This is a genomic window from Fluviicola sp. (assembly GCF_039596355.1).
Lineage (GTDB): Bacteria > Bacteroidota > Bacteroidia > Flavobacteriales_D > Crocinitomicaceae > Fluviicola.
Genome location: NZ_JBCNJW010000009.1, coordinates 168,850 through 193,065, shown reverse-complemented (window position 1 = coordinate 193,065; position 24,216 = coordinate 168,850). Strand labels below are relative to the sequence as shown.

General features: G+C 44.1%; 18 protein-coding genes. 7 read left to right on the top strand and 11 right to left on the bottom strand.

Going from position 1 to position 24,216, the window contains the following annotated elements; all coding sequences use genetic code 11:
- Nucleotides 1-6: 6 nt before the first annotated feature.
- From ABDV94_RS15895 to ABDV94_RS15885, 3 genes are all read right to left on the bottom strand, one after another.
- Entirely contained in the window at nt 7-5,487 is a 5,481-nt protein-coding gene (locus ABDV94_RS15895) for a hypothetical protein (RefSeq protein ID WP_343748194.1), read from the bottom strand.
- Between the two features lie 188 nt (nt 5,488-5,675).
- The gene (locus ABDV94_RS15890; RefSeq protein WP_343748193.1) at nt 5,676-6,392 is read right to left on the bottom strand and encodes a hypothetical protein; all 717 of its coding nucleotides are present in this window, start codon (nt 6,390-6,392) and stop codon (nt 5,676-5,678) included.
- Between the two features lie 11 nt (nt 6,393-6,403).
- Nucleotides 6,404-8,455 (bottom strand): hypothetical protein, encoded by a 2,052-nt coding sequence (locus tag ABDV94_RS15885; RefSeq protein WP_343748192.1) that lies wholly within the window; start codon nt 8,453-8,455, stop codon nt 6,404-6,406.
- A gap of 436 nt (nt 8,456-8,891) precedes the next feature.
- Here ABDV94_RS15885 and ABDV94_RS15880 point away from each other — a divergent pair, with 436 nt between their 5' ends.
- From ABDV94_RS15880 to ABDV94_RS15865, 4 genes are all read left to right on the top strand, one after another.
- Nucleotides 8,892-9,242, top strand: a complete 351-nt coding sequence (locus tag ABDV94_RS15880) for a helix-turn-helix transcriptional regulator (RefSeq protein WP_343748191.1) — start codon at nt 8,892-8,894, stop codon at nt 9,240-9,242.
- A gap of 72 nt (nt 9,243-9,314) precedes the next feature.
- On the top strand, nt 9,315-10,142 hold the full coding sequence (locus tag ABDV94_RS15875; protein ID WP_343748190.1) for a LytTR family DNA-binding domain-containing protein: 828 nt from the start codon (nt 9,315-9,317) through the stop codon (nt 10,140-10,142).
- 233 nt (nt 10,143-10,375) lie between these two features.
- Nucleotides 10,376-10,828: a MauE/DoxX family redox-associated membrane protein gene (locus ABDV94_RS15870; RefSeq protein WP_343748189.1), complete on the top strand. Its 453-nt coding sequence runs from the start codon at nt 10,376-10,378 to the stop codon at nt 10,826-10,828.
- Nucleotides 10,829-10,948: 120 nt separating this feature from the next.
- Nucleotides 10,949-11,233 (top strand): hypothetical protein, encoded by a 285-nt coding sequence (locus tag ABDV94_RS15865; RefSeq protein ID WP_343748188.1) that lies wholly within the window; start codon nt 10,949-10,951, stop codon nt 11,231-11,233.
- 40 nt (nt 11,234-11,273) lie between these two features.
- Here ABDV94_RS15865 and ABDV94_RS15860 read toward each other — a convergent pair whose 3' ends face one another.
- The 4 genes from ABDV94_RS15860 to ABDV94_RS15845 all read right to left on the bottom strand — a co-directional run bounded on the left by ABDV94_RS15860 (nt 11,274) and on the right by ABDV94_RS15845 (nt 18,664).
- Entirely contained in the window at nt 11,274-12,557 is a 1,284-nt protein-coding gene (locus tag ABDV94_RS15860) for a TlpA disulfide reductase family protein (RefSeq protein ID WP_343748187.1), read from the bottom strand.
- 1 nt (nt 12,558) lies between these two features.
- Nucleotides 12,559-13,938: a RagB/SusD family nutrient uptake outer membrane protein gene (locus ABDV94_RS15855; protein WP_343748186.1), complete on the bottom strand. Its 1,380-nt coding sequence runs from the start codon at nt 13,936-13,938 to the stop codon at nt 12,559-12,561.
- 10 nt (nt 13,939-13,948) lie between these two features.
- Nucleotides 13,949-17,191 (bottom strand): SusC/RagA family TonB-linked outer membrane protein, encoded by a 3,243-nt coding sequence (locus ABDV94_RS15850; protein WP_343748185.1) that lies wholly within the window; start codon nt 17,189-17,191, stop codon nt 13,949-13,951.
- Nucleotides 17,192-17,482: 291 nt separating this feature from the next.
- A complete protein-coding gene (locus ABDV94_RS15845; RefSeq protein ID WP_343748184.1) occupies nt 17,483-18,664 on the bottom strand; it encodes a FecR domain-containing protein in 1,182 nt (393 codons plus the stop codon).
- A gap of 159 nt (nt 18,665-18,823) precedes the next feature.
- On the opposite strand from ABDV94_RS15845, the gene ABDV94_RS15840 reads away from it, so the two are divergent.
- Nucleotides 18,824-19,336: a hypothetical protein gene (locus ABDV94_RS15840; RefSeq protein WP_343748183.1), complete on the top strand. Its 513-nt coding sequence runs from the start codon at nt 18,824-18,826 to the stop codon at nt 19,334-19,336.
- A 93-nt stretch (nt 19,337-19,429) separates the two neighbouring features.
- On the opposite strand, the gene ABDV94_RS15835 is transcribed toward ABDV94_RS15840, so the two are convergent.
- Nucleotides 19,430-19,801: a hypothetical protein gene (locus tag ABDV94_RS15835; RefSeq protein WP_343748182.1), complete on the bottom strand. Its 372-nt coding sequence runs from the start codon at nt 19,799-19,801 to the stop codon at nt 19,430-19,432.
- 248 nt (nt 19,802-20,049) lie between these two features.
- Between ABDV94_RS15835 and ABDV94_RS15830 the strand changes: the two genes are divergently transcribed.
- On the top strand, nt 20,050-20,451 hold the full coding sequence (locus ABDV94_RS15830; RefSeq protein ID WP_343748181.1) for a hypothetical protein: 402 nt from the start codon (nt 20,050-20,052) through the stop codon (nt 20,449-20,451).
- A 61-nt stretch (nt 20,452-20,512) separates the two neighbouring features.
- Here ABDV94_RS15830 and ABDV94_RS15825 read toward each other — a convergent pair whose 3' ends face one another.
- Nucleotides 20,513-20,971 (bottom strand): hypothetical protein, encoded by a 459-nt coding sequence (locus tag ABDV94_RS15825; protein ID WP_343748180.1) that lies wholly within the window; start codon nt 20,969-20,971, stop codon nt 20,513-20,515.
- 281 nt (nt 20,972-21,252) lie between these two features.
- On the opposite strand from ABDV94_RS15825, the gene ABDV94_RS15820 reads away from it, so the two are divergent.
- The gene (locus ABDV94_RS15820; protein ID WP_343748179.1) at nt 21,253-22,641 is read left to right on the top strand and encodes a hypothetical protein; all 1,389 of its coding nucleotides are present in this window, start codon (nt 21,253-21,255) and stop codon (nt 22,639-22,641) included.
- Nucleotides 22,642-22,670: 29 nt separating this feature from the next.
- On the opposite strand, the gene ABDV94_RS15815 is transcribed toward ABDV94_RS15820, so the two are convergent.
- Complete coding sequence (locus tag ABDV94_RS15815; RefSeq protein ID WP_343748178.1) at nt 22,671-23,564, bottom strand: DUF4238 domain-containing protein; 894 nt, start codon at nt 23,562-23,564, stop codon at nt 22,671-22,673.
- 48 nt (nt 23,565-23,612) lie between these two features.
- Nucleotides 23,613-24,215: an RNA polymerase sigma-70 factor gene (locus tag ABDV94_RS15810; RefSeq protein ID WP_343748177.1), complete on the bottom strand. Its 603-nt coding sequence runs from the start codon at nt 24,213-24,215 to the stop codon at nt 23,613-23,615.
- Nucleotide 24,216: the final 1 nt, after the last annotated feature.

The window sequence follows — 24,216 nt, the reverse complement described above, 5'->3', positions numbered from 1 at the left end:
TGTTTACTAAAGCTGCGTGACCGGAACTACCGTCATACAACCGTTGCTCTTCATCAGTTTGACTTCGACCTTGAATGCTCCGGAGCCGCCGAAGCTTAGGGAAATCCCTCCCGGAACTTCCGATATTACCGGAGCTGGTGATCCATAAAGAATTTCGTAAGACATCGTCATGCCTTCAACATCCATTACCCTGATCGTGGTCTGTGTATCTGTTTGTGTGATGTATCTGGAAAAATCACATGACGCTTCGGTATCACAAGCTTCCACCAATTGCTTCTGCAAAAACACCGGAGCCCCCGAACTTACCTGCAGGCTATACTTCCCAGTGTGCGCATCGCTACTGGTAATATTTGCACCGGTTCCAAAGCGGAAGTGGTCATCTGCACAGCTTCCGTAACCGTAGTCTTCGAAGTTGTCAGAACCAGCTTGTTTACGCATGGCGTTGGCAGTGGCAGCTACCGAAAGTGTTTGGTTATAACCAAACTGTTCATTGGAATACCGCTTCAGCGCATCGACATTCTCCAGAGGCTGGCCGAACGGGCTGAAGTCAGATACTTCGGAAGTATGGGTCCAGTTTTCCTTATTGATAGACCAAATACCATTGTTCAAACGGAAGAGCGGACTAAACGATTTCATCAAACCATCCCTTCGGATGTTGGTATTGTTGTTCTCAAAGGTCTGCGTACGATCGCTCAGGTGCAGGTAAGTTGCCTTCGGGTTCCAGTTGCCCTTGGACCCGGCAACATATGGATTTGCGATAAGCGAATCATTGCAGTTGCAGAATGTTCTCCAGGTGTTGCCGTATTCGACGCCCTGTGCCGTCAAAACTTCGTCCAAGATGTTTCCAGAGAACGTCATGAGCGGGTTTTTCATCAGGGTAACCGTTCCAACTGCCGCAGACTGCAGGTTTCGGTTTCCGGACCGGATTACTTTCAGATAAGAAACCGTTCCTTCAAACGGCGTTCCGTCCTTTTTCAGGATGCGAACTCCCTGCACCCCAACTTCAGTTACCCAGCCCTTGACGAAATTTCCGGATTGAACCACCATCACTTCATCACCCTCTACCAGATTTGAACTGGTAAAACCGTTGGTGTAGCCGTCACTGAACGTTTTAGACACAGTTGATGTATAGCCCAGGTTCTTGTAGGCCTGTCCCATACGGTCATAGATCCAGTGCGCCGGATAGGAAAAATTATAAACCGTATCCCTGAAACCATTGTTGGCCGAAGTCAGTAATACTTCTCCGGTTTCAGCATCGTAGGCCAGGTTTTCCGTTTCCACCCTTGCTTTATAGTCTTCGGCTACCACCCTGTTCAAAATACCCTTTCGCTCAATCGTCTTTGCAAAAACGGCACTTCTGAATTCCGTTTTTGATTCGGAATAGTTGGCGCCCAAAATCATCGGTACAAGGATAAACGGCATGGTGAAATTGAGGTTGATCCCAATATTTCCTGATTTCATGCGGGATTTGTTCTCCCGGAAATCCGCTACCGCTTCATAGGTTCGACCAACTACAACCTTCTTCACCGATCCGGAGGGAGTAATGACTGTTATGTCATTATTAAGGTGGTTTGCCGCAATTCCGTCAATGACCTGCGGAGTATGCTGATAATGGTATTCAACCGAAGAATAGGCTTCGCTTTGTCCCTCGGCGAAAATGCGCACTGCCTTTGGCTTTCCATGCATGTCGTTGCCCTCAACTACAAAACCCTGACTTGCCGCCATCATATCCTCTGCTTTGGCATATAGCATCAAATTGAGGTTGAACTTGCGCGGTTTGTTGTGAACATCGGTACGCTCTACAATGGTAGGAAAGTCACGTGCCGTATAGAATTCGTTTGTTGTGTGACCGGTAGCCGTTTTCTTTACGCCTGCCCGTTCGAGGTTCTTCACCAATACCTTACTGTACCCCACCATCGGCGTCGGGAAGAACTGCTCTCCAAATGGTGTTTCCATGTAGTTTCGAACATCCGGTGCCAAAGTCAGTTTAATGTCGTTGGCAACATAGGTACGCCACACGTTCTCCTCTCCACCGATCTGCGGTTCATAACTAGCCACACCACTTGATCTTCCATCAAAATTATATTGATATTGCTGTCCGTAGTAGCTCTGCGTTCCACTAGCAACCATTTGGTCCCAGTTGTCATAGGTACGGACTTCCTTGACGCGGTGCCCTCCCCCCAACTTGGAATAATTTGGGTTATCTAGGCGGATCCAGCTCTTATTGGCAATCATGATCGTTCCGATTTCTTTGTTCCAGAGGGGTTTATTCGGCCCGGTAAACAATTCACCATATGAGGCAAAAGCTCCAATAAGCGAACTGGCAACATCAAGAAAGCTACTGCTCTCATCTTGCGGGTTTGCCTGGTTGGACGGTGGTATAAGGCGCGAAAGATAATTTCGTGCAAACTGTACTCCGGCTACGGCAATGGGATTGTAGGCTGCCGTTTCAGCATCCTTTAATTTTGCCGGTTTCAACTTCACAAAACCATACGCTCCATCTGTTCCGATCTCTTCAACCACGGCATACCCCGGAACATAGTCAAAGTGATCCTGGTCTTTGTCCATGGAAAGCAGGGCCTTGAAATATATGGTATTTCCAACTTCCACATAGTCCTTGATGCTAGTTCCCGGAACCATCTCGAAATACAATCGCCGGTTCTTGTTATCGTCATTACTAATGGAACATCTGTTTTCCGAACAGCCTTCCACATGCACGATCTTGAACATCTGTTTCGCACGTTTGTGCTGAACAAAAGCATAGTCATCGGCTTCATAGATGATTTCCGTCATAGCTCCCGTTGGCAGTTTGATACGGCTCAGGTTCCAGGCAGATGCCCACTTGTCACTGTTAGCCTTGTTGTTCCCAACATAGGGGAAATCTGAATTGGTCAAAGGATCGGTACGCTCATCTCCGGAAAGTCCGGTCGCATTTGGTTTATAGGTTCCCCAGCGATCTATACTGTAGGCGCTGTAAGGTGGGTTATAATCATACATGAACTGATATGGAGCACGCTCACCACGGTAGGATTTCTCGTACGTGAAGTAAACACTTTTCAAAGTCAGCTTTCCGCTCTTTGTCGTATCGGACGAAGCCGCATCCAGGTTTCCCGGATAGTTGTTGCACAAATTGTAGTCGTACACAAAATGAACAACCTTCAATGCAGTTGCATTGGAACCGTTTGCTTCAAAATCCGGTCGCGAATACAGTTTCAAACTATCCAGTTTCTGCATTTTTGAATTGGAGGCCGATAGACCTCCCGCTTCATCGTTCACCGATACGGCATCCCTGCGATCCGAAGTATGGAAAACCAAAATATGGTTTTTGGTTTTTACCGTATCAAGGTACCAAAGCTCCTTTTCACCGTAGATGTAGTTCGCTTTATCATCCGTGGGATCAGCATTCAATCCTCGATCGTGGAATGCTTTTGCCTGATTGACTGGGTTTCTCCACTTGTATTGCTGTACCTGCTTGTATCTGAACTCCACGTAACTTCCCAAATCTCCCTTACTTGGTCCTGGGGTTTGGTCGCTATCTACATAATCACTGCTCAAAACAGAGGTGAGCAAAAATGAATGGGAATATGCCGGAATGGTCTGTGCATTGTAGTGGTTGTCCAACCCGCGATTGTTTGCGATAGATGCATCCTGTGAAGTGTAATCAACAAGATGCGTATCCCAATTTGGAACGGGACCGGCTTCTTTTCCGTCACCCATCGCAAAGGAGACATTTTTCTGTACGCGGCTGTATGCCGGAAGCCCGTAGTAATATCTGGAACCGTCCATTTTAGTTACGGTGAACGCTCCGGTATGATGCGAAATGCCCGCCTGGGTATTGGCATAGGCATTTGCAGGTAGCCTGTTAATTCCAAAGCCATTTTTCACCTCAGCAATCGTTAAATTGGTCAGTGGCTGGTTCTGGCGAAATTTCAAGCTTTTATTATTGTTGATACTGTAGGAATTTCCGGCATCAGTCTGCAATGAGTTCGATAGCTTTTTGACACCGTTCAAAGGGAAATAAGCAGCTTTCTCACCGGCAATATTCTGGAATTCGGCATCACTTTCATCGTAGGCCAATTCGGATGCATCCCGGAAATAATTGGCCGTGCTGATAAAGCGCACGTTTCTCGCCGCATCGTTTCCGTCGGTCCATGCTCCGGAACTACCACTGGTAAATACCGCGCCAACATCGACCCCAGCCTTGAAAGTCGCTCCCAAACCTACTTCACCACCAACGGTGTACGAATTGGAAGAACTCGAAATCTCCGGATCAAATACGTACCCGATATCTTTTCTGTCCATGCGGTAGCTACCTCCAACACCTTGGCCACTTACCGAGAAAATATCGTACATCAGATACGGGATGGGAAGTGCAGGTGTGTTCTTGGTAAAGCTCGAATTGTTCTCGCGGTTGAAATCCAGCATTGCATTGTTGTTCAACTGCCCTTTTTCCAGGTTGCTGTAACCGAAAGCGGCCAATGTTTTGCTTTTGCTGGTCAGGCTGCTCTTAGAAAAGAAGCCGGTAAACGAAACAGCCGGGTCACTGCCCACAGCGTCGGGCCCCAGCTTAAAGCGTGCCGTAAATGAATTAGCTTTGGTATCAAATGGGATCGATGGTACGAAACTCGACATACCAAAATTGTAACTTGACCCCAGACTGCTTCCTACACGTTCACGGCCTACCATTCGCTGGTCTTTTCCCAAATTGCTGTACCAATTTGAGTTTTTCACAAAATGTTCCCTCGAAAAATTCACCGAAAGCTGCTGTAGGCCCTGTCTTGAATTAAAAGATGAGCCAATGGTCAATTTATTGGTCACTTTGGCCCCTCTTTCCATACCGTCAAAAAGGCTGGCATAAGTTCCGATGGTCGCTCCGCCTTGGCTGCTGCCTGTAAACTCCTGTCCAACGTTCAATCCTATTTTTTTAGCGATACTGAATGATGGCCCTATCGAAAAATCTGAGCCAAAGCCCGTATAGTTGTTGTATTCCATCCCCAGTTTTAGGGAAAGGTTAACCGAACCACCCCCAACAGCACTGTCACTGCCCGAACTACTTTGTTGCGTTAGGTTAAACGAGTATAGTTCGAAATTTACGCCAACCGAGGTTCCCACCGTCCAGTTTGGTTTCTGGCTATACTCTTGGGTTATCTGGTCTACACCATTAAAATCGTCGGGAATACCGCGCATATGTCGGTTGATCACCCCGGGGTTCAGGTTCCATCCCAAACCTACCCAAGAAGCTTCCTGTTCCATCCCGATACCTGCGCTGTAGGCCAGGTTTATCGGATAGCCGTCCACATCCAAAAGCGGGATGTTGTATGAAAGGTCTCCCGAAAACAGGTCTACCAACTTATCCGCACCAATGGGAGTAAACCGGCCAGTTTCCGGCTGATCCGGACCCCCGGGCATCGCAAATTTGGTATTGGTTCGCGGTGCTGCATAAACAGTGGCTTTATCAGCTTTCCCACCATTAGATACCTGCTTCATTTCTCCCGCTCCCTGATTTGATGAGGCGGTCTTATAAATTGGCATAACGTTATCCCTACCGTAGAGAAACGACGGCCAGATTGCCTGGACAAACAGAAGCACCGCAAGAAACAATGCATCGATCCGTATCTGTTTGTTGCAGTAATAGTAATTTGATCTGCTTTTCATGTTCATTTTGGTATCGTTAACTATTTTACCCGAAAGCGGGTATTGTATTCATTCCCTTTCTGATCCTTTACGATCAATGTATAAATGCCCGCCGGGTACATGTTCGTCAGGAGATAGTGAAAACCCAGACCGGTCTTTTCAGGCTCGTCTTCTGCTCCCAGCTTTTGATCCTCACCAAACTCCACATCCATATCTTCCGCGCTTTCGTTTAGCACCCTGCACTTGGGATTTCCCGAAATCCTGTAGCGGCCGTCCGTCTTGAAATAAAATCCATCGCCCTCTACCTCATAGATCGTTGCGTTGTACGACGAATTGAGGTAGGCATACTTCATTGGAAGGACAATTTCCTTGTAAAGCGTGAACTCCCACGCTTCCGACTTTTCTACAATGATGTTGTTCACTGTTTTTTCCAACTGCCATCCGTAGCGCTTGCCATACTGAAGCTCCGGCGCATCAAACGGATAGACCAGCTGGAACCCCTGCACATTGTTGATGCGTAAAAGGGGCTGGTTGACCGTTACTCCCGTCAGTGCGCTCTGGTTGGTTTCCAGCTTTGTCAGTACATAATTGTACCTTACATCGTCGCGGCCATCGGGAGCCGAGACATAGTACCAGTTGAATACCGGATAGCGGTAATCGATGGTGTCCTTATCATCCAGGGAAATCAAAACAATGTTGGACTGCCCGAATGCCGAACCGAAGCACATTAACAGGCTCCAGAAAAAAAGATGTTTCATACTCATTCTGTTTAAATTTTAAATCTTGTTTGAAAGGTTATCAGGTAGGGAAACTGTTCGTATTGTGTTCGATAGTAGTTGCGGTAGAAATCGCCCAGTACGAAGCGCTCCGCCCTCAATCCCAGATCGAGAAAACGGTTCATTGCCCATTGCGCTTCGAGGTGTCCGCCAAGGCTGTTCGCTCCGGAAAAATCACTGGCCAGCTTTAGTCCGGCACCAAACTTCACCTTCTTCAATGCATATTTTCCCATCAGCCCGAACACACTGGTTCCGGTCGATAGTCCATCCAGTCTCCGGAAGAAATAATCATAGGAAGCGGAAACCGAATAGGTTCGTTCCATAAACGTCTGCATCAATCCGAACTGGGTGTATTTATCCACCTTCGCACTATCGGTAAGCAGGTAGTCGTTGTACGAAAGCATCGAACTGGCCTTTGCCGATCCTGCACCGTAGTTTGAGTTCAGGTTAAAACCAAAAAGGTAGTTATGCCCCTGTTGGGCGGTCGGCAGTGCCGGAACCTGTATCGAAAGGTGTACGTAGTTGAAGAAGAGCGAATAACTAAGGTAACTCGTATAGCTCCCGCTGGCGTTTGCCCCAACAACATTCAGGTGCAGTTTGTCCATACCAGAAATAGCCCGCAGTGTCGCATCCTTACGGTACAATAGGCCTACTTTCAAAAATCTGCTGATCCTGTGGGTGGTCTTTATCTCTACCCGTTCATTATTGGGCTGCATGGTTCCGAAAGTTGTTGTATTTGCAAAGGCATCCAACCTGCGGTAGGTAAGGGTGAATTCCGATCTGAGTTTGGAAACCGATTGGGTATACTTGCCCAAGAGCAAGTTTGACGGATAGGCCGAAAACAAGGATTGGAATGTTCCGGAACCGGAAGTAGTATCGAGGTGTTTGTTCTTGGAGGTTTTTCCATAAACAAGATCAAAAGCACTTCCCTTCAAGAAAACAGGCACATAGCGCAGATCCAGCTCAACCGATGCCGCCGGGTCGTATGCGGGTTGTGCAGCGGTCGTTCCGGCAGGTGCCAAAAAGCGGGTATTGGTCAGGTAGTTGAAACCAATAAATGCATGGGTCCCCTCTACAGTTCCGTAGCCGGTCTTCAACGCAGTAAGCCAGCCGTTGTTCTTCATCTGCTGAAAATCAAAGTTGTTGAACACGTTCTGGCTATAGTTAAGCTTGTTCTGCACCTCGTTTGTGCTCAGCATCACATTGTTCAGCGTAAGCCCGGTTGCAACCGAGAGGTAGTAATTACGGTGCTGTATTTCGATGTGAAGTCCTTTCATGGGCACATTTTGCCCCGATAAAGCCGTAGTCTTGGGATAGGTCAGCCCCACATCGAGCGTCCGCAAACTTTGCAAAAATGGCACTTTTCCTACTGCCTTACCAGCCACATCGGTACCTTTAAGCTGTCCGAACTTCGACCCCATCAAATCCTTTGACGTGGCCAGTTTTGCCGAAATACTGTCGTACGAATTCTTCAATCGCGATAGCTGCGCATAGATCCGCATCACGCTGTCATATTCTTTCTGAAAATCAATTGGGTTATCTAAGCTGATTGACTGCCCTTTGGCCGTCTGCAAACTATCCGTAATGCCGGTAGCTTTGTCCTGCATTGTGCCTTTGCGTTTTCTGGCCTCACGTTCGGCACGGCGTTTCAGCGCGTCCAGATAAAGCTCAACGTAGCCCATCATTCCGTTAAGTTCGGCCTGCTTGCCCTTTAACAGTTCCTGCTGCTTTTCGATATTGGCCAACGAACCTGCAATCTTCTGCTTCTGCTGTTCAACCAGGCGGTCCTTGTCCAGGCTAAAGCGGAAAAAATTGTTGGTGCCCAGGGGAACTCGCAGGGTCGAATAATTAAAGCTGAAGTTGATAGGAAGCCCAAGTACCGAGGTAGAAAAATTTCCGGAAGTGGTCAGTATGGAGCCGATGCTCCGCGAGGTATCGATAAAGACGGTATTAAGCCCATAAGCATAACTCAGGTCGATATTACCATGCGTATTCGCAAGGTCACGTGCAATTGTGGCATTGACACGTGACCGCAGCGAATCCACCTTCACCAAGGGTATAGTTATATCGGACAGCTTCGTTAGCCGTTTTGCAACCTTTTCAAAATCAAATTGCTTACTGACGCGTTCGATCGGAACAGTGTCATTTGCTGCTGACTGTGCAGATACCGTAGTGGTAAATGTGAATAGTGTTGCCAAAAAAAGTAGTATGCCTGCATCCGCAGCGCAAAATCTCATTCAGTTTCAGTGGGCATGAATAGCCGTTATTACTTGGTTAAAAAAATTCGGGCGCAAAATTAATAGAATATTTAACCTAACAATTACACGCCCAAAAAAAAGCCCAAAAATTTAGTTCGCAATTGCGACATGGTAACCGGACTTGTTATGTGCCAAAAGTAGTTGTAACCTATACATTAGCACCGCTCTAAAAGTTCTTAAATCGAAATAAAAGTTCTATTTTTGAACTATTAAGACATTCCCTATGATAATAGACGCTCCCAACAAACTAAGAAACCTGCGTATTATCCACAATAAAACTCCCAAAGAGATGGGAGACATGCTGAATATATCCGATCGTGCGTACTGTAAACTGGAGTCCGGAGAGACCGACCTTACGGTAAAGCGCATCAACGAAATCAGCAAGATTTTTGGGGTACAGGCAATGGACTGGCTGGGTACAGACCACAAGCAGGTGTTCAACAACTGTTACCAAAAAGGCAACATCGGTATCAACTATGTACAGATGTCCGATAAGCTTGTTGAACAATACGAGGAACATATCCTATCGTTAAAAGAACAGATCAAAACACTCACAGCTTTGTTGGTGCAATAGCTATACCAACAGCCTGTATATTTTACCGTAGCACTACCCCAGTTTGTTTAATCATATTATCCAAATTGTAATATGGGTAAAACCCAATTTCGCATACCATTAATTCACTTGGCAATCTCGATCGGGGTGGCGGCTTTTATCACCTTATTTGGTCGTTTCGATAAAATACCCTTGGCGCTGGTTACGCCCAGATTTTATGCGGCATTTATCAGCAGTACAATGGTATGCTATCTTTTGTTGTCATATAACCAATTTGTAAATCGAAAGCTCAACGAGGCATTTCCCTACACGGAAGTGGCACGCAAACGCATTTGGATGCAGATACTTCTGGGCATCATCGGTTCGATATTCCTAGATCTTCTATTGGTCAGTTTATATTACCTGGCCATTGGCAGGAGCCTCTGGCAACGCGGCTTCCTAACTGTCGATTTTGCCATTGCCGTACTGCTCATCGCCATCATCAACATAGTTTATTTGGTAATTGAAGCAGTAACAAGCAAGAAACATAGCCAAAAAGCCCAGGAATTTGTACCCTTTGTACTCAGTTACAACGGGGTGCACGTAAACTTTAACCCCGAAACAGATATCCTTTACCTACAACGGGCAGGAAAATTGGTAAAACTGGTAGCCACATCAGGCACAGAATATGCCTTTAAGGATAGCATCGTCAATCTCAAAAAACAGTTAGGTTCCAACGGGTTCTGCCAGATCAACCAATCTGTGCTGGTAAACCTCAACACCATCAACGGTTATACCAGCAGGGCGCAGTCCAAAAATCTCGACCTACTTTTTAAAGCAGAATACCAAACCGTTCTGGATAGCAAAGACACCAATATGCTCCAGGTAACCCGAAGCAGTGCACACAATTTTAGGAAGCATTGGGAAAAACATTCCCAATAGTGCAACCAGAGAAATTAACCTTTCCTATTCTGGTGTACCGTTTTTTTTGGAAAAAATCACGGTTATTTTAATTATACCAAAATACCCATGGTACAGATAGATACCATTTAGTGCCAGATAGGTACAAAATTGGGCCAGATACGCACATTGCCGTAAAACCGCTTGTTTACCTCAAAATAGTTGCCATAAATTTACCCCAATCCCAAAAGGGGAAAAACATACTATTCGCATCTATGAAAACGAAAAACAACATACTCACAGTGATCTGTATTCTGTTTGCCCTGATATGGGGATTTGCCGGACTGTTGAAGATCATAGCGCACGAAGCTTACTACGACAACCTTATAGGTTCTGCAATTTACCGCGACTATGCAGATATTCTCTTCTACCTATTGCCAACGCTCGAAATTTTAGCTGGCATGATGTTGTTCTGGAAAAGAACATTAACCATTGGCCTATCATTAACGGTGGTTCTGTTTGGGGTTTATACTGCGTTCAATGTGTACATTCTCTTGATGGATAACCCGCCATGCAGTTGCCACGGCTTTATAAAGCGCTTAGATTGGAAGCAGCACCTCATCGTACACGTATCGCTACTCGTGCTGGCACTACTTGCATTGGGCCTGCACCTGCAAACAAAATTTACAGGGCACAAGATCATTTTGCCCAATACAAATATTCACTAATCTACTTACTACACTTAACTAAATAAAAAGTTACAGTGACAGGCGAAGCCGAAAACCTGGAAACCGAGTAGGCACATTTACCAAAGTTTAGCCTTTTGATCTACAAAGGCACTATTCATTATGAAAAAAGGATTAATTATTTGCGCTTTCGCTATTGGCGCTGTTGGAGCTTTCGCATTTGCTCCAGCAAAAGCTGCTGTAAAATCCGGCGATACAACGCGCCACTGGTTTGATGCTCAAACTGGGGCTTACCTTGGGCAAAAGCTGGAAAGTCAACAACAATCAGATTGTGGTGAACCAGTGGACATTGATTGTGCCTATGGTTACAACGGCATTTCTGGCACACCTGGCAACGAACAGCCTGTTGGTAGTGTTATGGCTCTCACGCTTAAAGCTACAAACTAAGCAACATAGCAGTAGCTCGACTGAGCTACTGCTAACCATTTTATCTAGGATCTTCCAACACAATTACTTTAGTTTCCCTTTCCTCAATTATAGCTTCTACATTAAATTTTTCTAAATCCCGGTTCATTTCTACGAGATTGTTATCATCCCACGTAATAGCTAAATTAATTTTACTCTCACCGGGAAATTCAAAAACCGTTGGCATCCTTGCGTAGCTCATCGCACTCCTATTGACAAATGAAAGAAATCCATCATTTAAAATAAATTGAGCGCCATTTTTGAACTTGCCATATTCAGTAAATGCACGCTCGTTCGGTTTAATTTTGTCTCTATAAGCTGTTCCTTTACCATTTGGACGGATTATCAAAGTCTTAATTTTTCGAACTTCTTCGTGGCTATTAAACCCCAGATACCGATCTAAATCTGCGATCATAAGTTTACTGAATGACACCCCTTCTTTCTCCTTAAAAATCAAATCGTAACAGAAAGCATTACTGAAATTTACGCTGTCATACTCATACATTAAGGGATTTGTATCTTTTCTAATAATTCTGTTTCTTTTATCATATGGCATATCACCATTTCCGGCATAAGCGATGTGGTATAATAAAGTATAGGGATTATTTAAAAATTTATATCGAGTGATTCCGTTCTCCTTTATACCAAACCCATCAGGACCACTCAGTTCCGGTCTGTACGTACTAAGATATGAATAGTGTAAAACCTTACTTTTGTTCGCCTCATAATTAATTCCGGCCATTGGATAGATTGCTTTAGATATGTACGGGTCCATTTCATCTTCCTTAATCTTCAGATTTATGTTTTCACCGTTTATCAGTTTTGGGATTAAACTAAGATTTGCTTTGCGCCCATTGTTGATGGATTTAACTATGCCGTTTTTATCTATCCAAATTTGATGTGGGAAACTCTTAGCGGGAAATAGATTTTCTTTGAGTATAGTGTCTTCCACTACCTGTACAAATTTTAATCCCTGTACAGGCAGGCGTTTTTTCCAAAACTCTTCAATTTGTGCTTTGCTCTGCCAGGTTACTAGCAGCACCTGCAAATCATCTTTGTACGTTTTCTGCACACTATCCAGATGTGGCATCGCGTCAATACAGGAACCGCATTCACGGAACCACATATCAATGATAATGGCTTTTCCATTAAAATCAGAAAGCTTGCCAGATTTTGTTTTATAATTCAGCATTGTTTTAAATACCACATCTGGTACTTTATCGCCAATCTTTAAAGGTTTTGATTGTTGCGCCAAGCTTACTGTTGCCCACAACAATAGTAAAGTGACTAATACCTTTGTTTTCATATCAATATCCTGGGTTTGGGGTTAGGTTTGTGTTTAATAATAATTCAGCATTTGGAATGGGGAAGAGTGCATCAGTACTTTGCCATTCTGGTTTATAGCTTAGTGCAGCTGTTAATCCTCCAGTTCTCTTTAGGTCGAACCAACGATGTCCATACTCTGCAAACAATTCAATCCGACGTTCTTTGATTATTGCATTTTGCACGGCTACAAGATCATTGCTATTGATATTAGTGGTTAGACTTGCACGGTTCCGTATGATACGTAGATCATCCACTGCGCCCGCAGCGTTGTTTAGTTTAAATCTGGCTTCGGCACGTATCAGAAATTGCTCGCCTAAACGAAGAACAATTGGTTGTTCTACTTTTGCAGTTACTACTGTACCACGGCTTTTGTATTTGTTAGGGAAATAATGTGTAGTTCCACTTACTACTTTTGTACCCACCCAATTGGTACACCGCAAGTCACCACTTTCAAAGGAAGTACGTAAACTTGTAGTCAATGGATAAGAAGGTAAAGTCGTTCCTGTGGCAACCGGCACAAAATTGGTACCTTCTTGCGTGTTAAAAGTTTGGCCGTCAATGGTCAACTGCCAAATGGCTTCGGAACTGGCTTCTAAAAACGCGTTGGCAGGCGCTGGTAAAATATATAAGCCAGAATTGATCACTTCAGTGCTATATATTTCGGCATCTTGCCATTGCTCGGTATAGAGGCAAACTCTTGCCAAAAGTGCTGTCGCCACATATTTGTTTGCCCGAAATTTTCCCGCGCTTGGGTATTCGGGTCTAAGTAGGTTTCTTGCCATTAATAAATCGTCTTTCATTTGTGCATAAACTGTTGCGGTGGTGGTGCGAGAGAGTTTCGCATTGTCTTCATAATTAACTTCAGTAGTTAGCGGTACATCGCCAAATAAATTAGTGAGGTAGAAATAGCAAAATGCACGCATAAAGTGGCATTCTCCTTGTAGCTGATTTTTAACCGCCGGGGAAATAGCTGTACTATTTTGCAAGCCTATTATGCACCTGTTTAGTTGGTAAATAGTTTCATAAGCATTTCGCCAAAAGTTGTTGTACACAATAGTATTCGTTGATGTTAATGCTGAATTGGCGAACTCTCGATAACTCGCAGTGGTCAGGTTGGTTATAACCTCATCGGCATACATACCCAAAAAAACTGAGCTACCGCCATTGGCAAAGTATAGATTTACTGCTGGAAACCTCGCATAGCAACCGTTGATTGCAGCTATAGCCGTTGCGTCTTCCTGAAAAACTACATCCCCTGTAATTCGATTAGTTGGATTATCAACGTCAATAAATTTACTGCACCCATATAGCCACAGGGTAATTGTTGCGAGTAGGATAAATTTTATTTTAAGTGTTTTCATTTGTTTGTAATTAGTAGGTTAGCTGAATACCAGCATTGAACACCTTAAGCGGTGCCAAACCGTAAAGACGTTGGGTTTCTGGATTATAACCCTTTGTTTGGCTACTTGTGAACAGATTTTGCCCCTGTAAATAGATCCGGAACTGCTGCGCTCTAATTTTAGATAGGATTGTAGCAGGGAAATTATAGGCCAATGAAACCGTACGTAAACGGATAAAGGACTGATCACTGTATGCAAGTTCGGAAGTTGCAAAACGCGTTACGGTACTTGCTGGGGTTGTTACGTATTTCTCATACATCGCCGGCTCACTAGCACTTTTCCACCTGTCCAATAACTGAACAGGCTGATTGAACATTGTTCCAGCTACAAAACGTTGTGGGCCATAAATGGAATTGAGAAAGTTGCGCCCCGTCTGCTTTTTAAAATCTGCAAAAACATTTAGCTCTAAACCTTTGTAGGTTAAATTGGTTCCCAAGCCTCCATAATATTTTGGGTCTGTTGAACCTAATACGGTATAATCAGCGGCAGTTAGTGTCCCGCTATTGTTTAAATCATTGTACACGTAAAATCCAGTCGTCGGATCAACACCGGTTGACGTATATGCTTTGATCGCATTGAGTGAAGATCCTATCTCATAAATGTTTGCGTAAGTGGATGTAGCCAGATCTGGAAAAGCTACAAGCTTATTTTTGGGAAAAGTAATGTTTCCATTCACTGTCCATAAAAACGCTTTTTTCTCTATAACTTTGGCAGAAAGCTGAAATTCCCAGCCACTATTCTCAATTAAAGCTGGCAAGTTTCTTGTTATGCTGGAAAATCCGGTAATGTAGGGCAAGCGATACTGAACTAATTGGTTATCACTGCGGTTTCGGTAGAAGTTTGTATTCAATAATATGCGGTCATTCCAAAAGCCCAGGTCAACAGCTCCCTCTATTTTTTTGTTGCGCTCCCAACCGTAATCGGCATTAAATAATGCAGTTTGCTGTAGCGTAGCATTTCCCTGGTAAGTTGAAGCACCAGCCCCCCAAGTATCTAAATACTTATAGTCGCCAATCTGGTCGTTACCTGTAACGCCATAACTTCCCCTAATTTTGGTAAAGCTCAAAACTGGTTTGAGTTTATCCATCCACTTTTCAGACGAGATAATCCAAGCCGCACCTATCGCACCAAAATTGGCAAAACGATTGTCTGGCCCAAAACGGCTACTCCCGTCACGTCTTCCAGTAAAATTCAGTAGATACTTATCGGCAATGTTGTAGTTAATTCGTCCAAATATGGCAGCATACTTATAGTCTGTAGCATTATCAACTTTACCAGATACGGTTGTTGCCGCTTGGATAGATTTCATTAATGCTTCGCTTGCAAAACCAGACAGTAACAAATAAGTGCTCTCGTTTTGTTTTCGATGAAATGTGCTACCTACAAGTACATCCAAAGTACCTTTCCAGATTGTTCTTTTATAACCTAATTGTGGCTCAATATCCCAGCTGCTAAAGTTGTTGGTTCCGTGCGACGCCTGACTTTCGGAAGGGTTACTGGGCGCAAATGAAGACTTGGGCAGGCCTGCATAATCATTTGCATTTAGCTGGTTATAGCCTGCCAATAATTTGGCAGATAAACCATTTATTATCTGGTAGCTTAGGCTTAAGCTACTGTTCAAGCTATTACTTTTTGCTTCGTAAACCTGCTTTAGATATGCATACGGATTTTCGTATTCGATACCGCCTTCGCTCCACTTCAACGAGCCATCCGCATTAAAAAAGGCAGGAATGTTCGGTGGTAAAAAGGTATAATAGGTAAGGTCACCTGAGTTGGAAGTATTTCTTGTTGTTGCGAAGCCCCCTGAAAGTGTGACGTTAAACTTTTGGTTTGCCGAGGTATGTGTCAAGCTAAAACTACCATTGCCGCGGTCGTTGGGTTGATCGCCCGGAAACACATTTGTTTCGCTGTTGTAACCTCCGCTAATGAGAAATTGAATCGCATTACCACCACCTGCAAGTGAAAGTTGCGCATTTGTGCTATGTCCCGTGTTGCCTACCAGTTCTTTCCGTAGATCGGTATATCTATTCTGGTCCCAAATATTCAAATCGGGGGCGCTGGAATTTGTCGGCGTAGCTCCACTATTAACAAAGGCCTCCTTTCTCATTGCCAAATACCGCTCGGTATTCATCAGCTCCATACCTTTTGGTGCTTTCATAATGCCCTGGCTAAAATTCGCGGTAATTTGTGTTTTTCCAGCTTTTCCTTTTTTGGTCGTGATCAAAATAACCCCATTTGCACCTCGGCTACCGTATATTGCGGTTGCATCAGCATCCTTCAGCACATCAATGCTTTCTATATCTGCTGGGTTAATGGTAGAAAATGGACTTAGCGTTGCGGTACTTTGTTGTGTTATAGCAGAACTGAGCACGTTGATTCCCTGGTTCTGTGGTGCAAAGGGAATACCATCTATTAAAATAAGTGGCTCGGAGCCTTGCGCCAACGAATTACGTCCGCGTACCTGCAAACTAAATGATGAACCGCTCACGCCAGAGCTTTGTGTGACTACCAATCCTGGCATTCGTCCTGAAAGTGCCGCTAAAGGGTTACTTACAGGCTGTTGGGCAATATCTTTTGCAGAAATTGTAGCAACTGAACCAGTGGCTAATCTTTTGGTAGTTGTACCGTAGGCAATTACCTGTACTTGGTCCAACTGACCTGACATTTCCGAAAGCGCAATATTCATGATGGGGTTACGCTGAACATCCCGTTCTACAGTTGTGTAGCCTAAAAACGAAAAAACCAACACTTGTGAGGAGTTGGCGTTAATCGAGAAATATCCTTTGCTGTCGGTTGCAGTTTGTCGGCTGGTGCCTTTTACTGTTACCGTAACGCCCGGCAAAGGATCGCCACGCTCATTCGTGACCTGCCCAGTTACGTTCTGCTGTATTTCGGTCATGGGTTTTACGGTGGGCTTTTCTGTAACCACAATGGTTTTCTCTACTATCTCATAGGAGAGGGGCTGGTCTTTAAAAATTTGCTCCAACGCCTCTTTTAATTGAGTGCCATTAAGTTTAAGTGTTACTGTATTGCCTTTCGCTATGCTGTTGTTCTTGTAAAAGAACTGATAGCCAGTTTGCTTGGTTACTGTTTGCAGCACCGTTTTTAAAGGTGTATTTTTTACATTAAGGTTAATGTTTTGCGCAAGCACATTATTAGCGGTAACCTGCAAACAAGCAATAACAATGGCTAATATGGTTAAGTGGATGCGCATAAGAGTTCGTTTGAATGCCAGTGATATTGGCAGTTGTGAAGCTTTAGCCGTGGACAAGCCATGCCGTAAGCTTTGAAAAAAATTCATAACTTCGTTCGGGTTTAGTTGAAAAATCTGTGTAGTAACGGTTTGGATAGCTTACCCTTATGGCTGGCCACGTCTGCAAACGGTGCCAGCCTTTTTTATGGGCTTATTAACTACCTAAAAATTAAAAAATACATGCTTTTACTTCATCAAGTACGGTTCTCCTTTCTTCTCATTTGGTTTTTATTGGTGTGTTAGTTAGTCAAATCACTGTTCAATAATCAGTTTGCGGCTATTGCCTTCTGCTACCAACTTGGTTTTTACTCCAGTTAGCTGAAGTATGCGCAGCATGGCCGATAGGTTTGATGCTCTGGATACACTTCCTGTGAATAGCTCCTGTGTTGGCTTTCCGTTGTACTGTACGTCAACATCGTACCATCTGGACACTTCGGCAAGTACGGTTTGTAGCGGTGCATCACGGAAAAAGAGCAAGCCGTTTTTCCAGGCCAGTGCACTTTCCATATCAGCATTTTCAACCTCTAATGAGCCATCGAACAATATACTTTGCTGCCCAGGTTTCAAGAACTTACTACCTTCTGAACTGCTTACTTTCACCGATCCTTCGGCAAGTGTGGTCACGGTTTTTCCAGTGTTGTAGGTGTTCACGTTAAAGTGTGTTCCCAATACTTTAATTTCTTGTTTGTCAGTTTCTACTATAAATGGATGCTCTGCATCTTTTGTTACCTCAAAATAGGCTTCGCCGTTTACGCTTACCCTCCGCTCTGCTCCATTAAAGCGCGTTGGGTATTTGATGGTGGTCTGTGCGTTGAGCCAAACCCGTGTACCGTCCGGTAATATCAACTGATACTCGCCACCACGTGGAATACTTATCGTATTGGTACTGCTTTGCAATTCAGTTTTCTCACTATCGTTCGACATGACATAAGTGAGTTGTCCGTCGGCTGTTTTGCTGATGGTGGTGCCTTCAACAATTGCAAGTTTTCCGGCATTGGCATTGTCCAATTGTATCGTCCTGCCATCTGCAAGGGTAAGCGTTGCACGCTTGCCGCCCGGTGCAAGGTCTTTTAGTTCGGTTGCCGCATATTCTTTAGGCGGTTCCATTTCCTTATGCCCATATCGATAAAGGAAAAACGACAGCGCAAGAATAGCGGCGATAGCGGCTACATGTAACCAGTATCTCCATAACGGTTGTATCTTCGTCTCGGTCTCCGGCGCCACAATCTTCAGTTTGATCTTCTCCAAAATTCGATCGGCATCAAATTGCAAATGCCTCAGATCATGGGGCGCATCTTTTCCGATGAATATATCCGCCAATTCTGCCAGCTCGGTTTCGTCAGCATTATCCAATAGTTTGGATAGCTCCTGCTTTTCCAAATCTGAAATTGAGCCGTCCAGGTAACGGCGGTAGAGTTCTTCGATACGTGACATAATTTTTAGGGTGCGGGCAAGGCCCTTTTATTATACTACGATCGCCAAAAGCAAAGTGACTATCACTACTTCATTTTTTTTAGTGCATTTCTTAAAGTAACAAAATCAAAAAATGCGTAAATTAGATCTGGGCAATTTCTTAATGAAAATGGAGGATGTATGATGGGTAACGAGATAGAATTTCCATATCTAAGAGAATTAGATGATCATCAGAGAGGCCGAATGTGCTTTTTATTAGACAAACATACTTACTGTGGTTTGATAACCGCTGCAAAGCTCTGCCGTGGCGATTACGAAGCAGATAATAATCAGCGCATCAATAAGATTTTTGAAGATTATAATCTTACCGAAAGAAAGGCCAAAAAACTTGCGTTCGAGATTGTAAACCCTATATCATATTTGTCCCAGCTATCAGCGCATCATAGAGCCGTATTGTGTGATGAATTAAAGGAACATACTAATTGCCCTGTTACTATACTCGAACGGTTGTGCCGGGGTGAATTCGAAGAGTTCAATCCCCTCCCGATCGATGAGATTTTTAAAAAATTCAATATCCCAAAGCGCAAAATCAACGAGCTGAGCAATACGTTCCGCAAAAGACCAATTCCTATGAAGCCCGTGGTTCAAATAAAGCAGAGCGAAACAAGAAAAAGAAAAGGCCGTAGTTTGTAGCAACATACCAATAGCCAGTGCACTATTGTACACTGGCATGGTTTAGATCGCATTTCGCTTTCGAAACGGGTGAATTATTTACTTTCTTGTCTCCTAACGATATTCATAAGAGAAAGTTAATGAACCGGTGTATTCCAATGCGCCCGATGCATTAGTAGCAACCAGGATGTTGTTTGTAAGCTTTAACCATTTGTCAGATTGTATCGGTGGTTCTGGCGCAATAAGGGCAATCTGCAGCATGTTCCGGAAACAGATGCCACAGTTGCTGCCATAGTTTGCCGCAGCGGTACTGCTAATGCCAGTAAGAAAAGTGGTCTGGTCGGTTGTCAAATTAAAATTATCCGACATCCATGTTTTAAAGCTGGTCTCAATTGCGCTTGCTTCTGCAAGTCGGTTGGTAGTAGTCATAGCATATACCTCTGCTATCTTGGCGGCCACGCCATCAGGTGTTAAATTTTGTTTCATAATATTTAAGTGGTAAAAATTGTTTGTCCGGCGGGCCCGTCCGTTACTATTACTACGCTCGCCAAGCAGATACTGACTATCCGGAATGAAAAAAAAGATTTGGTGCACTAGGCAATCCATAAAATGTGGCCCTACGCCCCTTACAATGTGCAAAACCTTGTCACTTTGTTCTTAACTAAATGCCATAAAAATGGTTAGGGGCGTAATTATCTGAAGTATTTTTGCCGTCTAACTTAATATTAGAGCAGATGTATAAAGAACAATTTTTGATGACGTTGAAAGATGGGATTTATCCTGGTGGAGTTGAGCACTCGGAACTTAGATCACTGTATGACAACATACTCAAAACATTTGTAAGAACAGGGGTGTACCAAAATGGTACGGAGCAGGTGGTTTATATTTCAGAGGTTGACGAGGCTTTTGTACGCATGCGTACCATGGAATGCCTTGCTAGTACCAGTAGACATTATAGAGCGTACGATTATGATAAGGCACTGGTATTGGAAACCATATGCGATCATGTAGCAGCAATTAATGCTAAAATTGAAAAAGACAATAGAGAAGCAGACGAAGCAACGATCCTATCAAAAAAACCGGTTCCGGAACGCTACAGTATAATCGAACTGCGAAAAGCAGGTAACCTGCAATAGAATTTTCCCAAACATAGAAATGGCCTGTGCATGCACAGGCCATTTCAGCTTTATTGCCCTTTTACTTCCAAGCATCATCCAGGTCATATCCGTGCTCAGTCAGCAGTTGGTTCAGGTGTAGCATTAGTACCTCCTTTCCGTAGTTCTCAGATTGTGCCGGTATAATGTAACTAGCGTGTGTATCAGTAATCCACTTGCAAACCGCAATGGCATCAAGTGCATCTTCAGGTACAAGGAAACCATTCAGTTCCACCTCAAAATAGCCAAAGCGAAGTTCGCGAATTTCGGCGTGCAGCTGCTGGGCGGTAATGGGTCTTTGCAGGGCCTGTATTCTTTCCGTGCCAAGAATGTGGTTCTCGTTGTACAGCCGTGCTCGTTTGCCAAGGCTTTGCCAGGTATTAAACAAGCCCATCACATCATTGCTCGAACCAAATCTGGCTACCAGTGTGTCGTTTAGTTCCTCGATGAACTCTTCGGTTCTGAACTCTTCTTTCAATAAAACTTTCATGTATACTTTCATGACTAAAATTTGCGCTTTCCCACATTGGGAAAGCATGTTAAACATGCGCCCATTTCACTGCACCGCCGTTCTGAACCAAATTCACCCGGAATAAGTCCCGAAGGGCGGGCTGGCCACTGCCAGCCCGTTATGCCGGCAGGGATTTGGTGAAGAAACCCGGCCTGTGCAGTACCTTTTGCATGCTTTAACAGGCTACAGCCGGAAAGCCGAATTTTGGGAATGGTATACTTGAACATTTTGGAAATGGGTCGAGCCAGATGAATTGCAGGAACAGCCAGAACATGAAGCTGAACTGTTTGGGTGTTGATTTAATTGTTTTATTTGTTGCAACAACACGAGCTATGAAACAAAGGTTTATTGACCGATTTGCACGGTTAAACGATATCGACCGCGTAGATGACCAGGCGCTTAAGGTACAACGGGGCATAAAGTTCGAAGAACTCATCAACGATGTCTTTACCGAAGAACAAACGCTTATCAAAAGGGGCTACCATACCAAAGATGGAAGCAGCGAACAGGTAGATGGCGCCATAGAGATATGGAACCGCGTATTACTGCTGGAAGTTAAGTGGGTAAGCAGTAACTTGGCCGCTTCCGATCTTTTTGCCTTTATCGGCAAAATCGAGAACAAGTTCCAGGGGACCTTGGGGGTATTTATTTCAAGGAAGCAACTGAGCGAAAATTTTATTGCCGCCCTTAGCCGTGGCCGCAGGCAGAGCGTAATCGTGTTTCACGGAAAAGATCTTGATCTGCTCTTCCAGCCTAATAACCCGCCCCTTTCCGATTATCTGTTGCATTGCCTAAAACTGTTCTCGTTCGATAATGTAGTACACTATCCCTTTCAGGATTATATTGATACCATTAATGCCCAAAAAGTATCGGAAACTAGTGGCCAAAATGGTGCAGGGGCGTTCATCAGCGAATATCTCAACAAAAGCGTAGACCTCTCTGCGGAAGAGATTTCCGAAGCCTACGATACTTTGGGCAAACAGGCAAAAGAGGAAGTATTTCAATATGCAATGGCCTACTATAGAATTGTGCTGGCTCCGCACTATAGCAAACGGCACACTTTTGCGCCACACAACTACCAAAATTATTTTCGGCTTTTAGATGCAACAGATGCCGAAATAGACAATACCGAAGCAGATTACTTTTTGGATCGGCTGCCAACGCATGTAAGCATTTACGGGCGGCCCGAACTGACCAGGCTATATCTGCCGAGATACGAGAAACTTTCCATTGCAGATAGGGAACGTTTTGAACAGGTATTGGTAAAGAAACTCGCCGAAGCGTATACGCTCAATGATTTTACCGCAGTAGATACCATTTCGGCCATTGCCGATAAACTTTGGTTCCAATTACGAAATGATACTATAGATAAGCTGAAAGATCAGTACATGCATATTGCATCAGCTAGTTTCGGCGTTGAGCGCACGTTTAACATCTTTGCCGATAAGCTTCTTAAAGACGGCAGGATCAGTAGCAGTGAGCTGGAAGATTGGCTCCTGGACAGGCTCTTTCGGTATTCGGATGCGTTTTCTGATAAGGCCGATCTAATGTACCAGTTCATGCTATCTTTCTCCAATCTGCATACCTACATGGGTATGGATGTAGAAACCTTTAGAACATATTTTACCGATAGGGCTTCAGACATTATTACTATTACCTGAAGCGATCGACCAGCAAACAGGGCTTTACCTTAAAGCTTTAATATGTCTTCAAGCGCATCTGGGTCTAAAAGCCTAAATACGATTTCCTGAACCAAATGTGTCTTGCCCATCTGTTCCAGCATTTTGTAATGTTCAATTACATTTTGCAGATGGGCTTTGTTCCTGCAGGCTACCAGCTTTTCCGACATATGGAAAACTGCAATGTCTTTCCATGCGGTAAAATATTCATTCGGAACGGTCTTGCTAATTCCGTTATTACAGATAAGGGTCTTATCACAGCTTAAGGGCAAAATGAAATTTCCCAACTTATCCGAAACTGCTTCCTCAATCAGCATGGTATCACCAATGAGTGCTGGCTGGTTATGATGGTTACATATAAAACTATTGTCGAACAAATCTTCAATAACGGCTTCTTCCGTTAACGGCTGTACGGTTAGCAAGAGCCGCTTCAGCTCTATAACAATATCCAGCTGATTGATCTCGTCTAATTGTTGCTGCGTTGCAGTTAATTTTTTATCCTCCGGAACAATCTTCAGGCCCAGTGCCTGCACATCAATTGATCTAAGCATTTTGCGAACCCCATCATCCTGCGCCGGTACCCGCCACTTCATCAACGATGCCAGGTAAATGAGCCAGGTGAGGTCTGTTCCATTAAGCGTTTGGCTTTGAAGCACACGCGTCAACACTGGCGACAACATAGTTTCGATCTTGCTGTATCTTTTTTCAATGATATCGCTTGTTGTTCCATTAAGATCAAATGTATTTCTGTTCAGCTCATAGAACACGCCAGCTGGGCTTTTGGGGTCTTTATCGAACCTTTTCTTTTCCTTATTGTAAACCCAAACCTTGCCCTTTTCATCTGCAAACTTTTTGATCAGGAATTTCGGGATGTAATGATGCTTAGAAGAGAACTGTGCCGACATGAATAGCCAATTGTTGCCCGCAAATGAAACAAAATTGATCCTATTTTGCTAATTGGAACTGTAAAAAACTACCAATAGGGCCAACGGAACCAGCTCTTTGCCGGATTTTTCCAAGTGATCTCGCACCGCTCCAACGGCCTTAACCAAATGGTTGTGCACGGTATTGGGGCTTATCTTCATGATCTCTGCCGCTTCCTTATGGCTCTTTCCCTCTATCTTGCAAAGTGTAAAAGCCAACCTGCGCTGCTCAGGGAGCAAAGAAACAGCTTCATCAAGCAAGTTCTGGGTTTCCTTTGCCTGCAGCAGTTCCATTGTATCGTCGGTTATTTCGGTAGTGCCAAGTTGTACCTGCTCATAAAGTTTCGCCTGGCGGGAAAGCTTGCGCAAATAATCTATCGCGATATGCTGTACTATCCTATATAAGTATGCTTCAAATGACAGCTCTAATGAGACCTGCTCACGCTTTTCCCATATTTTTACGAACAGATCCTGCAACAGCTCATCCGCATCATCCGGATCTTTCACCATCTGCCTCAACTTCCACAACATCTGTTTGGAATATTTTCCATAAAGTTCCTCAAAAGCCAATTGGCTTCCATCCTTTAATTTCTGCAGGAGCTGGAGATCTTTATTATTTGACGCAGTAGCCATT